This window comes from Pseudomonas corni (assembly GCF_057128765.1).
Genome location: NZ_JBSKHW010000001.1, coordinates 53,327 through 69,158, shown reverse-complemented (window position 1 = coordinate 69,158; position 15,832 = coordinate 53,327). Strand labels below are relative to the sequence as shown.

10 protein-coding genes are annotated in these 15,832 nt (G+C 57.2%); all 10 read left to right on the top strand.

Features of this window, described 5'->3' with window-relative positions; all coding sequences use genetic code 11:
* Positions 1 to 75: 75 nt before the first annotated feature.
* Positions 76 to 2,238, top strand: coding sequence for an HET-C-related protein (locus tag ACWKV9_RS00240; protein WP_483834096.1), 2,163 nt, complete (start codon positions 76 to 78; stop codon positions 2,236 to 2,238).
* A gap of 118 nt (positions 2,239 to 2,356) precedes the next feature.
* On the top strand, positions 2,357 to 3,955 hold the full coding sequence (locus ACWKV9_RS00235) for an ABC transporter substrate-binding protein (RefSeq protein WP_483834095.1): 1,599 nt from the start codon (positions 2,357 to 2,359) through the stop codon (positions 3,953 to 3,955).
* 280 nt (positions 3,956 to 4,235) lie between these two features.
* Positions 4,236 to 5,864, top strand: a complete 1,629-nt coding sequence (locus ACWKV9_RS00230; protein ID WP_483834094.1) for an ABC transporter substrate-binding protein — start codon at positions 4,236 to 4,238, stop codon at positions 5,862 to 5,864.
* A gap of 333 nt (positions 5,865 to 6,197) precedes the next feature.
* Positions 6,198 to 7,811, top strand: coding sequence for an ABC transporter substrate-binding protein (locus ACWKV9_RS00225; RefSeq protein WP_483834093.1), 1,614 nt, complete (start codon positions 6,198 to 6,200; stop codon positions 7,809 to 7,811).
* A gap of 167 nt (positions 7,812 to 7,978) precedes the next feature.
* Positions 7,979 to 9,358 (top strand): OprD family porin, encoded by a 1,380-nt coding sequence (locus ACWKV9_RS00220; protein ID WP_483834092.1) that lies wholly within the window; start codon positions 7,979 to 7,981, stop codon positions 9,356 to 9,358.
* 82 nt (positions 9,359 to 9,440) lie between these two features.
* Positions 9,441 to 11,048 (top strand): ABC transporter substrate-binding protein, encoded by a 1,608-nt coding sequence (locus tag ACWKV9_RS00215; protein ID WP_483834091.1) that lies wholly within the window; start codon positions 9,441 to 9,443, stop codon positions 11,046 to 11,048.
* 75 nt (positions 11,049 to 11,123) lie between these two features.
* A complete protein-coding gene (locus ACWKV9_RS00210) occupies positions 11,124 to 12,134 on the top strand; it encodes an ABC transporter permease subunit (protein WP_483834090.1) in 1,011 nt (336 codons plus the stop codon).
* Between the two features lie 10 nt (positions 12,135 to 12,144).
* Positions 12,145 to 13,056, top strand: coding sequence for an ABC transporter permease subunit (locus ACWKV9_RS00205; protein ID WP_483834089.1), 912 nt, complete (start codon positions 12,145 to 12,147; stop codon positions 13,054 to 13,056).
* A gap of 10 nt (positions 13,057 to 13,066) precedes the next feature.
* A complete protein-coding gene (locus tag ACWKV9_RS00200; RefSeq protein ID WP_483834088.1) occupies positions 13,067 to 14,035 on the top strand; it encodes an ABC transporter ATP-binding protein in 969 nt (322 codons plus the stop codon).
* A complete protein-coding gene (locus ACWKV9_RS00195) occupies positions 14,035 to 15,006 on the top strand; it encodes a peptide ABC transporter ATP-binding protein (RefSeq protein ID WP_483834087.1) in 972 nt (323 codons plus the stop codon). Before ACWKV9_RS00200 ends, ACWKV9_RS00195 begins: the two co-directional genes overlap by 1 nt.
* Positions 15,007 to 15,832 lie beyond the last annotated feature (826 nt).

Sequence of the window (15,832 nt, the reverse complement as noted above, 5' to 3'; positions counted from 1 at the left end):
CCTCATGAGCGCGGTGACGCAGTCGCCCTAATGACAGGGCGTATTCATTTAACGGGATCACGGAAGAATCCAATCATGTCCTTTAAAGCGACAGCCATAAAACACATCGACCTCTCAGACGAGCGGCTTCACAGCACCCTTTCCCTGGACCTGTTCACCCAGGTAGCCCGTCAACTAACGGCCGAGCGATTTTCCGCAGCCTTGTCGACGGTTTTCGGAAGCGATATTCCCACTCACACCTATCGAGCGCTGCACCAGCGTTTGCTGGCGCAAGAAATTGAAAGCCCGAAGATCATCCTCACCGATGCCTTGGGGTATGAGGCGGACTACGACAACCGCGAGCGCATTGTGCGCATCGACCGGGGATTCTTCAGGCGCATCGAGCAGGGACTGGACACCTCCTGGCTTCTGGATGCACTGCTGCACGAATTCGGTCATCACATCGACAATATTCTGCGACACGACCTCAGCGATCGAGATGCCGACGGCAACCCGGTGCTGGCCTCAGACGCCAAGGGCGAGGAAGGTCAGCGTTTTTCCCGCTGGATGGCACTGCGCGGTGAACCCGATGCAAACGAGGTGACCATCGTTACTTGCTTCAGCGGTTATCAGGATCTGAGCCAAGAAATAACCGCTCAATGGAAGGCCGCTGCGGAACAAATCCAGGCCCGATACAGTGACGTCGATTGCAGCGACGGCGGTATCCATACTCATCCAGATCGTGAGGCGTTTGAAGCAGGGCACGAAGACGACCATCAAATGACGCATCGGCGAATCGAAGCCGTATTGAGCACCCAGGGGTTTGATCGGGACGAGATCGAAGCGGTCTACTTCGGCAATTGGCTGCGCGACTACTCGCAACTGCTCGATCCGAAAATCGTTCGTGCCACGGATATGCCGAAAGACTTTCCGGACGTCCTGTCCCGGGATGCGCTGACCCGAATCGTCGACGTCCTGGCAGTGAAGCGCTTCAGGTGGAGGCGCAACTTCCCCCAACACTTCACCGTAACCCCGGAAAAGCTGGGGGTTTACCGCCCAAGTGAACACATCGATAACCCAAAGGTGACTGACCCGAACGCGTTTGACCCCACCACCCGCGATCCGGATTTCGAGCACCTGGTGCGGGAATCAAATCCGTTACTGGAAATTGACTACGACACCTCGATGAAGCGCTACATCGAGCGCTCGGTGGCGTTCATGCAGGCTGAACTGACAGTCGCGATGAAGGAGAACCGGACCTTCACCGGCATGCGCGCGTTCGGTTCTGCGCTGCATGTACTCGAAGACTTCTTTGCGCATTCCAACTTCGTCGAACTGAGCCTGATCAAAAACGGTCACTCCGAGGTCGTGCCATGGACCTCCCCGGCGCCGTGCAAGGCTGGCTTGCCGCTGGTCACCGGCATGTTTGGCGCAACAGATGTACTCGCAAGCGTGGCCGGGCCACTGGGCGAGATTCTGTTTTCCACCGAAGATGTCACCTATAAACCAGTCAAAGCGGGTGATCGCAGCCCACGGGAACAAGTGCTCTTGATCCTCTTGGAAGAGCATCACAACCCAAGCTACCTGCAGACCTTCAACACTTATCTGACAATGCGTGACGAATGGGTCGACCTGCCGTTTGTAGAGTTCCTGCAAAGGTCGGCGCACTACCTGCAGGGTTTGTCGGCCGTCGTCGGCAATGCCGTCGGCATCGTTATGAAAGACATGCTCACGCACTTGGGCGAGAACGTGGACGACTGGCAGACCCGATACGGGCAAGATCCGCACATCAACGGCTCCACTGACCCGACACACTCGCAGTTGGCCAAAGACCACGCCGAGCATCCGTTGCATGTACTGGCAGGAACGCTAGCGACCCAGGCTGTTGAGCAGGTCGCCCAGGCAATGGTGGAGTATTGGAATGGCGACGCCAGCGCAGACCCTATCGCCGTAGCCAGGTCTTACTTCAAACATCCTCAGGACAGCGTTTGGCAAGACGAAGAAGTCACTGCCTGGGCTGCGGCCCATCCGGCAGAGCTACGCCGCAGCCAATCGAAGACCGAACTCGCCGAGATCAGCAAGAAGCTCGCCCATGCTGGGGGTGATGCGCTGGAACAAATGCGAAAGGACAGCACGGCCTACCTGATGTTTCTACGAGGTGAGTTTCTCGACAAGGATTCACCGCTGTGGTTTCTCCACAGCTTGACGCCCTTTGGTTACCTGTCGAGGAAAGTGCTCGAACACCTGAAACTGATTTAAGCCACGCACACGCGCTTGTAGGAAAACTCAGCAGTGCGGCAATCTCTGCGGTCTATCATCTTCGATGAACGGGCGGCGGGATTGCCGCACACTATTTTGGGACAAGCGCGAGGTTTCCATGGGCAAGACGTTTCAACCCCTGCTGCTCACCACAGCTCTGCTGGCTTGCACGCCGATGGTCCAGGCGGCAAGTACTCTGGTGTATTGCTCGGAAGCGAGCCCGGCAGGTTTCGATCCGAGCCAATACACAAGCGGCACGGATTTCGATGCGTCGGCCGAAACCGTGTTCAACCGTCTGACACAGTTCAAACGCGGTGGCACTGAAGTCGAGCCCGGACTGGCGATCAAATGGGACGTCTCCAGCGACGGCCTGACCTACACCTTTCATCTGCGGCCCGGCGTGAAATTCCACACCACTGACTACTTCAAGCCGACCCGGGACTTCAACGCCGATGACGTGTTGTTCACGTTCAATCGCCTGCTCAAGGCTGATGATCCGTTTCGCAAGGCCTACCCTGCTGAGTCTCCCTACTTCACTGACATGGGGATGAACACCACCATCAAGAGCGTCGAAAAAGTCGACGACCAGACTGTGAAGTTCAGTCTGAACAACATCGATGCGGCGTTCATTCAGAACCTGGCCATGAGTTTCGCTTCCATTCAGTCCGCTGAATACGGCGCGCAGTTGCTCAAGGAAGGCAAGGCGGCAGACATCAACCAGAAGCCCATCGGCACCGGGCCGTTTGTGTTCAAGCGCTACCAGAAGGACTCGCAGATTCGCTATATCGGCAATACTGCGTACTGGAAGCCCGAAGACGTGAAGATCGATAACCTGATCTTCTCGATCACCAGCGACGCGGCAGTGCGCCTGCAAAAGCTCAAGACCAACGAATGCCAAATCAGCGGCTACCCGCGTCCGCAGGACATCGAAGAAGCGCAGAAAGATCCAAACCTCAAAGTGCTGAGCCAGGCCGGATTCAATTTGGGGTTTTTGGCCTACAACGTGACGCATCCGCCGCTGGACCAACTGAAAGTGCGCCAGGCGCTGGACATGGCCATCGACAAACCGGCAATCATCAAGGCGGTTTACCAGAGCGCGGGCCAGTTGGCGCAAAACGCCCTGCCGCCGGATCAGTGGAGCTACGATCCCAATATCAAAGACGCACCTCACGACCCCGAAAAAGCCAAGCAGCTGCTCAAGGAAGCAGGCGTTGCACCTGGCACGCAGATCAACTTGTGGGCGATGACCGTGCAGCGTGCTTCTAACCCAAACGCGCGGATGTCGGCGCAGATGATCCAGGCTGACTGGGCCAAGATCGGCATCAAGGCCAATATCGTCAGCTACGAATGGGGCGAGTACATCAAGCGCGCCAAGGCTGGCGAACATGACGCGATGATCTACGGCTGGACGGGCGATAACGGCGACCCAGACAACTGGCTCGGCGTGCTGTACAGCTGCGCCGCCGTCAAGGGCAGCAACTACGCCAAATGGTGCAACCCAAGCTACGACAAGCTGGTAACCCAGGCAAAACTGACCAGTAATCGCGATGAGCGGATCAAGTTGTACCAGCAGGCGCAGAACATTCTGAAAAACGATGTGCCCATCACGCCTATCGCCAATTCCAAGGTTTTCCAGCCGATGCGCAAGGAAGTCCAGGACTTCAAACTCAGTCCGTTCGGGCTGACGCCTTTTTATGGTGTGAGCCTGAGCAAATAGCTGAACGGATGTTTGAGGGGTAACAACTGCGTACCAATCGGGTGCATTCGTCACGTTTGCATGCGCCCGCTTGGTGCGTGAAAGATATCGATATGCGACACGCAAACGTTCAACTGCGTCAGAAATTATACTTTTGCGACATTCGTGTACGTTCGTGCCACTCTTTGACACTTCATTGGCGCCAGTGTCTTGCTTTGGGTATGACGCCTGCATAAGTATCCGCAGGAATGACCCACGAGGTCGTTCCCTCTATTAAAAAATGACAACAACTGAGGCCACCATGCTCAAACAAGCGGTCATTCCGTTTCTACTCAGCGCAGGTTTGATCGCCAGCGCTCCCTTCGCACAAGCGGCATCGAACCTGGTGTTCTGCTCCGAAGGCAGCCCAGCTGGCTTTGACCCAGGTCAATACACCACCGGTACCGACTTTGACGCCTCTGCGGAAACCATTTTCAACCGTTTGAGCCAATTTGAACGTGGCGGCACCGCTGTCATTCCAGGCTTGGCCACTAGCTGGGACGTCACTCCAGACGGCCTGACCTACACCTTCCACCTGCGTGAAGGTGTCAAGTTCCACACCACGCCTTACTTCAAACCAACGCGTACCTTCAATGCCGATGACGTGCTGTTCACGTTCAATCGCATGATCAACAAGGACGACCCGTTCCGTAAGGCCTACCCGACCGAATTCCCGTATTTCACCGACATGGCGATGGACACCAACATCACCAAGATCGAGAAGGTTGACGCCAACACGGTCAAGATGACCCTGGGCACTGTCGACGCGGCATTCATCCAGAACCTGGCCATGAGCTTTGCGTCCATTCAGTCCGCTGAATACGCAGCCCAGTTGCTCAAGGAAGGCAAGGCCGCCGACATCAACCAGAAGCCAGTCGGCACTGGTCCGTTCGTTTTCAAGAGCTACCAGAAAGACTCCAACATCCGCTTCACCGGGAACAAGGACTACTGGAAGCCTGAAGACGTCAAAGTCGACAACCTGATTTTCGCGATCACGACCGATGCCTCGGTCCGTGCGCAGAAGCTCAAGAAAGGCGAATGCCAGATCACCGCTTACCCGCGTCCAGCCGACCTTGCACCACTCAAGGCCGACGCTGCACTGAAGATGCCTGATCAGGCGGGCTTCAACCTGGGTTACATCGCCTACAACACGATGGACAAGATCAAAGGCGACGATAAGCCGAATCCATTGGCACAGCTGAAAGTGCGTCAGGCACTGGACATGGCTGTCGACAAAAAAGCCATCATCGATGCGGTGTATCAGGGTGCAGGTCAGCTGGCAGTCAACGCCATGCCGCCTACTCAATGGTCCTACGACACTACGATCAAAGATGCGCCATACGACGTCGCCAAGGCCAAGGAACTGCTTAAAGAAGCAGGCGTGAAAGACGGCACCGAAATCACCCTGTGGGCGATGCCGGTTCAGCGTCCTTACAACCCGAACGCCAAGCTGATGGCCGAAATGCTCCAGAACGACTGGAAGAAGATCGGTATCAACGCCAAGATCGTTTCCTACGAGTGGGGCGAGTACATCAAACGCGCCAAAGCGGGTGAAAACGGCGCGATGCTGATTGGCTGGAGCGGCGACAACGGTGACCCGGACAACTGGCTCGGTACTCTGTTTGGCTGTGACGCCGTCAACGGCAACAACTTCGCCAAATGGTGTGACAAGCCGTTCGACACCCTGATTCACCAGGCTAAAGAAACTACTGACCAGGCCAAGCGCACCGAACTGTACAAACAGGCGCAGCACCTGCTCAAAGACGCCGTTCCGATGACTCCAATTGCCCACTCGACTGTTTATCAGCCGATGCGCAAGGAAGTTCAGGACTTCAAGATCAGCCCGTTCGGTCTGAACTCGTTCTACGGCGTTAGCGTTAGCGGCAAGTAATCGATCTGAAATCGACTCACAGTCGCGTCACCTTCGGGCGATGCGGCTGTGACGTTTTGTGGGAAATCGATTTGTTGCGAAGGTCCCTATCGTTAGTTTGCAGTTCAAATAAAGCCATTGCCTACTAACGATATGCACTTTTCCTACATACATTGCAGTGCCTACAACTCTTTACTGTACGGGCTGACGGACATACCGTCGTCAGCGCCTGTGCTTTTTGTTTTCGTTTATGAACGCCAGATCTGAAACACCAAGTCTCGTTTGCGCAAACAGTTGCGCAAATGAATCGTCTGGCAGTGCAGGCGCTTTCGCATTTAAACGATAAGGATTGTCATGCGTAATAAACTCTTTGCTTCATCGCTGTTGCCCATTGCAATTAGCGCAGGGCTATTAGCCATTACTCCAACAGCCCAAGCCGCTACCAAGAGTCTGGTGTTTTGTTCGGAGGCCAGCCCGGCAGGTTTTGATATCGCGCAATACACGTCGGGCACCGACAATGATGCCGCTGAGCCCATCTACAACCGCCTGACCGAGTTCGAACAAGGCAGCACCAGCGTGGTTCCAGCCCTCGCCACCCGCTGGGACGTCTCCCCGGATGGCTTGGTCTACACGTTTCACCTGCGCGAGGGGGTGAAATTTCATAGCAACAAAAACTTTACTCCGACCCGTGATTTCAATGCAGACGATGTGGTTTTTACATTCAGTCGAATGCTCAACAAGGATCAACCTTTCCGCGTCGCTTATCCGACCGAGTTTCCGTACTTCACGGGGATGGGAATGGACAAGAATGTTAAATCCGTCGAGAAGACCGGTCCGTTGACCGTCGTGTTTACATTGAACAATGTGGACGCTGCTTTCATTCAGAATATCGCGATGAACTTCGCTTCCATTCTTTCCGCCGAATATGCTGACAAACTGATGGCATCTGGTGATGTTCGGGATATCAATCAACAACCGATTGGTACCGGGCCCTTTGTATTCCAGCGTTATCAAAAAGATTCACAAATTCGTTATATCGCCAACAAACAGTTCTGGGACCCCAGTCGGGTGAAGGTGGACCAATTGATTTTCGCCATCAATACCGATCCCTCGGTACGGGTGCAGAAACTCAAGAAGAACGAGTGTCAGGTCACGTCCAACCCACGCCCTGCCGACCTCGACGCACTGAAGGCCGACAAGCAGCTCAAGGTTATCGAGAAGCCCGGCTTCAACCTGGGTTACATCGCCTACAACGTGCGCCATGCGCCTCTGGATAACCTGCAGGTGCGCCAGGCGCTGGATATGGCGATCAACAAGCCGGAAATCATCAAGGCCGTGTATCAGGGCGCAGGCCAATTGGCGGTCAACGCCATGCCACCGACGCAATGGTCCTATGACGAGTCCATCAAGGACGCACCCTACAACCCGGAAAAAGCACGAGAACTGCTGCGTGCCGCAGGCGTCAAGGAAGGCACCGTGATCAACCTCTGGGCCATGCCGGTTCAGCGCCCGTATAACCCGAATGCCAAGCTGATGGCGCAGATGCTGCAATCGGACTGGGGGAAGATTGGCCTCAAGGTCAACATCGTCAGCTACGAGTGGGGTGAATACCTCAAGCGCAGCAAGAACGGCGAACACGACATCTCGCTGATCGGCTGGACTGGCGACAACGGGGACCCGGACAACTGGCTCGGCACGCTGTACAGCTGCGCGGCCATTGGCGGAAACAACTACTCGATGTGGTGTGACGAGAAATACGACAAGTTGGTGAAAGCCGCCGTCGCCACCTCAGACAAAGCCCAACGCATTGACCTGTACAAACAGGCGCAGCACTACCTGAAAGAGCAAGTGCCGATCACGCCGATTGCCCACTCCACAGTCAATCAGCCATTGCGCGCCGAGGTCGAAGGGTTCCAGGTCAGTCCGTTCGGACGCAATAACTTTTCGGGCGTCGATATCGCTCAATAACCCATGAATACGCGCCAAGGGCGAATCCCGCTCTTTGGCGCAGCTATTTCTGCAATCCGCTTTTCTGATCAAAAAACGATCAAAACGGCGGCATAACAAGATCCACCCAAGCCAGCCCACTCATAAAAACTGGCCTTAATAAAAGTAGTAAAAGGGAGCTTCAAAACGTGAAAAAAGCCAGCACCGCTGTATTCGCCGTATCCATGATCGCTTTGAGCGTCGCGGCCCAGGCAGAGCCAACCAGTCAGGACTTCGTGCCGACCACACTGGCCTCAAGCAACCTTCAAAGTGAAGCCAAGGGTTTCCTCGAAGATTCGAAACTGACCGGTTCCACCCGTAACTGGTACGCCAATGAGCTGCAGCGCCGTGGCGGCCAGTTCAGTCGTCGGGAGGATGGCGTTGTCGTCGACCGCGATCCGCGCCGCATCAACTGGGTGCAAGGCACCATTATCGATTACAGCTCGGGCTTCACGCAGGGCGTCGTCGGTTTCGCCACCCAGCTGGCGATGTACAACGCTGTCGCACTGGACCAGGACGCCGGCGACATCATGGGCCCGAACAACCGCACCCTGACTCGCAGCAACGGCGACGCAGTTGGTCAATGGAGCAAAATGGGCCTGGCGAACGTCAAGGCACGTGTTTCCAACACCACGCTGACCCTGGGTCGCCAGTCGATGAACACGCCGGTGATTGCCTTCATCGGTAACCGTGCGCTGCCGTCGAGCTTCGAAGGTGTGAGCCTGCAGAGCGACGAACTCAACAACCTGTCCTTCCAGGCCGGTAGCTTCGACCGCGTATCCCCGCGCTCCGAACAAAGCCTCACCAAGTTCACGTCCGAGTACAACGCCAACGGCGCAAAAGCTGATCGCGTCGACATGGCCGGCTTCGACTACAAGCCGTTCAAGAGCCTGACCACCAGCCTGTATGCCTCCAACGTCGAAGACTTCTGGCATCAGTATTACCTGGGCGTGTTGCATGAAATGGGCGACACCGATGTGGTCGGCATCAGCACCAACCTGAACTACTACAAGACCAAAGACTCCGGCGCCAGAAAGATGGGCGAGATCGACAACGACACCTACAGCCTGTCGCTGACCGCCACCCACAAGGCACACAGTTTCAGCATTGCGTACCAGGAAGTCGAAGGCGACACCTACTTCGACTACGTGCACGACACCAACGCCATCTTCCTGGCCAACTCCTTGCTGTCTGACTTCAACGGACCGAACGAAAAGTCGGTGCAACTGAGCTACCTGCTGAACATGGCCGACTACGGCGTGCCAGGCCTGAAGTTCAACGTTTACCAGGCTCGCGGCTTCGACATCGACGGCACCCATTACAAAGGCACTGCGTATGACGTGTCGCGCATGGACGGCGAGACCCATTACGAATACGGCGTTGGCTCTTCGTACACCCTGCAATCGGGTCCGTTGAAAGCGACAACCGTGCGCGCGACCTACACCACGCACCGCGCCAGCGCAGAACAGGCTGACGGCAGCATCAATGAGTTCCGTCTGGTGACCACGATTCCATTCAACATTTTGTAAAACCTGCGGTTGGGCGGCGAGTCAGGCCAACGGGCTCGCCACCTGATCACTTTATGGCTTCATACATGCGGAGGGCGTTTTCATGAAATCGAAATTTAAGCTCGCAACGTTACGCAACGCAGTCGCACTGGCCTTGTTCAGTGTGGCAGTCGGCGTTTCAGCCAAACCTCTGGTGGTCTGCACCGAAGCCAGCCCGGAAGGGTTCGACACGGCGCTCTACACCACCGCCGTCACTGCCGATGCCGCGGCGGAAACCATTTTCAACCGCCTGGTGGACTTCAAACCTGGCACCACTGAGATCGAACCGGCACTGGCTGAGTCCTGGGAAATCAGCGACGACGGTCTGACCTACACGTTCCACCTGCGCAAAGACGTCAAGTTCCACACCACCGACTATTTCAAACCGACGCGCAACATGAATGCTGACGATGTCGTCTGGAGCTTCCAGCGCCAGTTGGACCCGAACCATCCGTGGCACAAACAATCGACCGTCGGTTTCCCATACTTCGAAAGCATGGGTTTTAAAGAGCTGCTCAAAAGCGTCGAGAAAGTCGACGACAGCACGATCAAATTCTCCCTGACTCGCCGTGAAGCGCCGTTCCTGGCCGACGTGGCCATGGCTTTCGCCTCGATCTACTCCGCTGAATATGGCGATCAGTTGCTCAAGGCAGGCAAGACCGAAGAGCTCAACAACCACCCGATCGGTACCGGCCCGTTCGTGTTCGTGCGTTACGCCAAAGACGCCCAGGTGCGCTTCAAGGCCAACCCGGATTACTTCCGTGGCAAGCCGCCAGCCGACGCCCTGATTCTGGCGATCGCCACCGACAGCAACGTGCGCCTGCAAAAGCTCAAGGCCAACGAGTGTCAGATCGCGCTTTATCCAAAGCCTGACGACATCCCCAACATCAAGAAAGACCCAAGCCTGAAGATCGATGAACTGCAGGCCATGACCACCGCCTACGTCGCGCTGAACACCACGCACAAATACATGAGCGATGTGCGCGTGCGCAAAGCCATCGACATCGCCTTCGACAAAGAAGCCTACGTCAACGCTCTGTTTGGCAAAGGCAACGCCAGCGTCGCAGTCAACCCGTACCCGCCTACGCTGCTGGGTTACAACAATCAGCTGAAAAACCCGGCCCATGATTTGGACAAGGCCCGTGCTTTGCTCAAGGAAGCCGGTGTGCCTGAGGGGACGGTTTTGACTCTGTTCACCCGCAACGGTGGAGGCGCGACCAACCCTAACCCGACGATGGGGGCACAAATGATGCAAGCCGATTTAGCGAAAGTCGGCATTAAGTTAGATATTCGCGTCATGGAATGGGGCGAAATGCTCAAACGCGCCAAAAACGGCGAACACGACATGGTCTCGGCTGGCTGGGCAGGTGACAATGGCGACCCTGATAACTTCCTGACCCCAATGCTCAGTTGCGAGGCCGCCAAAAACGGCGAAAACTACGCGCGCTGGTGCAATCAGAAGTTTCAGACGCTGATCGATCAGGCTCGGGAAAAAACCGACCCGGCCGAACGTGCGGCGCTCTACGAACAGGCTCAAGTCATCTTCAATGAAGACCAGCCGTGGATCAGCATGGCCCACACCAAGATGTTCACTGCAATGCGCAAGAACGTAGAGGGCTATCACATCAGCCCTCTCACCACTAATAACTTCGCTACTACCCAAGTGAAGTAGAAGAAGAATCTGGCGGGCTCCAAATCAGGGGCCCCGCCGGTACACGCCTAACCGGCTGATGAGGTACACGACACGATGTTTAGTTTTATCGCCCGCCGAGTGGGGTTACTCATACCCACCTTCTTCGGCATTACCTTGCTGACGTTCGCCCTGATTCGCCTGATTCCTGGTGACCCGGTCGAAGTCATGATGGGTGAGCGCCGGGTCGATCCGGAAATGCACGCCCAAGCCATGGAACGTCTTGGCCTGAACAAACCCCTTTATGCGCAATACATCGACTACGTCGGCAAGCTCGCCCATGGCGACCTCGGCGAATCGCTGCGTACGCGTGAGAGCGTGTGGACCGAATTCACTTCGCTGTTCCCGGCCACCCTGGAACTGTCGATTGCGGCGTTGATCTTCGCGGGCATTCTCGGGCTTCTGGCCGGGGTGATCGCAGCCCTCAAACGAGGGTCCCTGTTCGACCATGGGGTCATGGGTATTTCGCTTGCGGGGTACTCGATGCCAATCTTCTGGTGGGGCCTGATCCTGATCATGTTTTTCTCGGTGTCTCTGGGCTGGACGCCAGTCTCCGGACGGATTGACCTGCTGTATGACATCCCGCCCAAAACCGGCTTCATGCTGATCGATACCTTGCTCAGCGATGAAGAAGGCTCGTTCCTCGACGCACTGCATCACCTTATTCTGCCGGCCATCGTGCTGGGCACCATCCCGCTGGCCGTTATCGCCCGGATGACCCGCTCCTCGATGCTGGAAGTGTTGCGCGAAGATTACGTGCGTACCGCCCGCGCCAAAGGCCTGTCCCCTGCCCGCGTGGTGTTCGTGCACGGCCTGCGCAACGCACTGATCCCGGTACTGACCGTATTCGGCCTGCAAGTCGGCACATTGCTGGCGGGCGCGGTACTGACCGAAACGATCTTTTCCTGGCCTGGCATCGGCAAGTGGCTGATCGAAGCCATCGGTGCCCGTGACTACCCTGTGGTGCAGAACGGAATCCTGTTGATCGCCTGCCTGGTGATCCTGGTCAACTTCCTGGTGGACATCCTTTACGGATTTGCCAACCCACGCATTCGTCACCACGGCTGAGATGACTTTAATGAGCACACCTACTCCTGTAGTAGCAGTCGATCAAAGCCTGCTCTACCCGTCCCCGTACAAAGAATTCTGGCAAGCGTTCTCCAAGAACAAGGGGGCTGTTGCCGGCCTTCTGTTCATGCTGCTGATTGTTTTTTGCGCACTGTTCGCGCCGTGGGTTGCCCCCCATGACCCGAGCGAGCAATACCGTGATTTCCTGCTGACCCCGCCGGTCTGGCTCGAAGGCGGCCAATGGCAGTTCCTGTTGGGCACTGACGAACTGGGTCGCGATCTGCTGTCGCGCCTGATCCAGGGCTCGCGCCTGTCGTTGCTGATCGGTCTGTCGTCGGTGGTGATGTCGCTGATTCCGGGCATCTTCATGGGCCTGATCGCCGGTTTCTTCCCGAAGATTCTCGGCCCGACCATCATGCGCCTGATGGACATCATGCTTGCCCTGCCGTCGCTGCTGCTGGCTGTTGCCATCGTCGCGATCCTCGGCCCTGGCCTGATCAACACCGTAATCGCCATCGCCATCGTCTCGCTGCCGTCCTACGTGCGTCTGACCCGTGCTGCGGTAATGGGCGAACTGAACCGCGACTACGTGACTGCCGCACGCCTGGCTGGCGCCACCCTGCCGCGACTGATGTTCGTCACCGTGCTGCCTAACTGCATGGCGCCGCTGATCGTGCAGGCCACGTTGAGTTTCTCCTCGGCAATCCTCGACGCCGCTGCGCTGGGCTTTCTGGGTCTGGGTGTACAGCCGCCGACGCCTGAGTGGGGCACCATGCTCGCTTCGGCCCGTGACTACATCGAACGTGCCTGGTGGGTCGTGAGCCTTCCCGGTCTGACCATTTTGCTCAGCGTGCTGGCAATCAACCTGATGGGCGACGGTCTGCGCGATGCGCTGGACCCGAAACTCAAGAACGCCGCCTGAGGACGTCCGAATGTCTCTTTTAGAAATCAAGAACCTCAACGTGCGCTTCGGCGACGCCAAGGCTACACCGGTTGTCGACGGTCTGGACCTAAGCTGCGACAAGGGCGAAGTGCTGGCCATCGTCGGCGAATCGGGCTCGGGTAAATCCGTGACCATGATGGCGCTGATGGGACTGATCGACTCCCCCGGCATCGTCACCGCCGATTCGCTGATCTTCGACGGCAAGGACATGCTCAAGCTCAGCTCGCGCCAGCGTCGTCAAGTGGTCGGCAAAGACTTGGCGATGGTCTTCCAAGACCCGATGACCGCGCTGAACCCCAGCTACACCGTAGGTTTTCAGATCGAAGAAGTGCTGCGCGCCCACTTGGGCATGTCGGGCAAGGCTGCTCGCCAACGCGCACTGGAGCTGCTTGAGAAAGTGGAAATTCCGGGCGCGGCTCAGCGTCTGGACGCCTATCCGCATCAGTTGTCCGGCGGTATGAGCCAGCGGGTGGCGATTGCCATGGCGATTGCCGGTGAGCCAAAACTGCTGATCGCCGACGAACCTACCACGGCACTCGACGTGACGATTCAGGCGCAGATCATGGACCTGCTGCTGGCGCTGCAAAAAGAACAGAACATGGGCCTGGTGCTGATCACTCACGACCTCGCGGTCGTGGCCGAAACCGCCCAACGCGTGTGCGTGATGTACGCAGGGCAAGCGGTGGAAGTCGGTCAGGTGCCTGGCCTGTTCGACGTCCCGGCGCACCCGTACAGCGAAGCACTGCTGGCGGCGATTCCGGAGCACAGCATGGGCGCTGCGCGACTGGCGACGCTGCCGGGTATCGTGCCCGGTCGTTACGACCGTCCGGTGGGTTGCCTGCTGTCGCCGCGCTGCCCGTACGTTCAGGAAAAATGCCATCAGCAACGCCCAGCCCTGGACCCAAAAGCCCATAGCCTGGCGCGCTGCTTCTATCCGCTGAATCAGGAGGTGGCGTAATGAGCGTCGTTCTTACCGCCCGCGACCTTACCCGTCACTACGAAGTCTCCCGTGGCCTGTTCAAGCCGCACGCCATCGTGCGTGCACTCAATGGCGTGTCGTTTGAGCTGGAAGCTGGCAAGACATTGGCTGTGGTCGGTGAATCAGGCTGCGGTAAATCCACCCTGGCCCGCGCGCTGACGCTGATTGAAGAACCTTCCTCCGGCTCATTGAAAATCGCCGGCCAGGAAGTGACTGGCGCCACCAAGGATCAACGCAAACAGCTGCGCAAAGACGTGCAGATGGTGTTCCAGAGCCCTTACGCTTCGCTCAATCCGCGGCAGAAAGTCGGTGATCAGCTCGGGGAACCGCTGTTGATCAACACCAACCTGTCGGCGGCTGAACGTCGTGAGAAAGTGCAAGCGATGATGAAACAGGTCGGCCTGCGCCCTGAGCATTATCAGCGTTACCCACACATGTTCTCTGGCGGTCAGCGCCAGCGTATCGCGCTGGCCCGGGCGATGATGCTGCAACCCAAAGTGCTGGTGGCGGACGAACCGACTTCCGCACTGGACGTGTCGATTCAGGCGCAGGTGCTGAACCTGTTCATGGATCTGCAGCAGGAATTCAACACGGCCTACGTGTTCATTTCGCACAACCTGTCGGTGGTGCGTCATGTGGCCGATACGGTGTTGGTGATGTATCTGGGTCGCCCTGCGGAGATGGGCCCGAAAGAGGATATTTACGCGCGTCCTCTGCATCCGTACACCCAGGCGCTGTTGTCGGCGACCCCGACGATTCACCCGGACCCGCTGAAGCCGAAGATCAAGATCATCGGCGAACTGCCTAACCCGCTGAATCCGCCAAGCGGCTGTGCTTTCCACAAGCGCTGTCCGTATGCGACGGAGCGTTGCGTGAATGAAGAACCAGCGCTGCGTGAAGTCGACAACCGTCAGGTTGCTTGTCATTACGCGGAGCAGTTTGTGGCGTGATATGAGCCGCGCTGCGGTGTTTTGATCAAAGGCCGTTGCGCGCTCGTGCAACGGCTTTTTTTGTGGCTGGTTGTTTGCCGATCACGCGATTCCCTGTAGGAGCTGACGACCAGCGGGAGGCTGCGATGCGGTGGGTCGGGTGTACTGGGATTGTGTGTATATCCGTTATCTCGGGTGCTGCTCGTATTGGTTCCGCTTTTACAGCGGGTCACTTTTGGCAAAAACGCCCGGAAGCCGGCCCAGCCAAAAGTAACCAAAAACGCTTTGCTCCCGGTTTGGCCCTCCTGCGTCGGGTTCCCTCACTCCGGCGACGCTCCGTGGGCACCTGCGTTCGGCCTGCACCCAGGTCGCGTTTTGCGGTGTTTGGGCTGACGTGGAAGAAGAGCAAAAGCATTTGTTTTTCTGCTTTGGGGCGTTGTGCTGGGCTTTGTCACAACCCCACAGGCCTCTCGTGAATGAATTCGCTCCTACAGGTTCTGTGTCGTGCCGAGATTTTGTAAGCGCCACAAAGTGCGACTTTGGAAGGCCGAGCGCAGGCGTTGCGTAGGGGACAGCGCGGCATGGATGCCGCGCTAGCCGCCCCCGGCCATGGATGGCCGATGGCGGCGTGTCCCCGGAGCAATGCCGGAGCGAGGGAACCCGACGAAGGAGGGCCGGACACGGGAGCGAGACCTTTTGGTTACTTTTGCGGCGTTTGGCAAAAGTGACGCGCCGTAAGGGCGCAACCAACATCAGCAGCACCCAAGATAACGGATATACACACAATCCCAGTACACCCGACACACCGCATCGCGCCCGTCGTAACCTCCGAATGCTCCTACAGAGA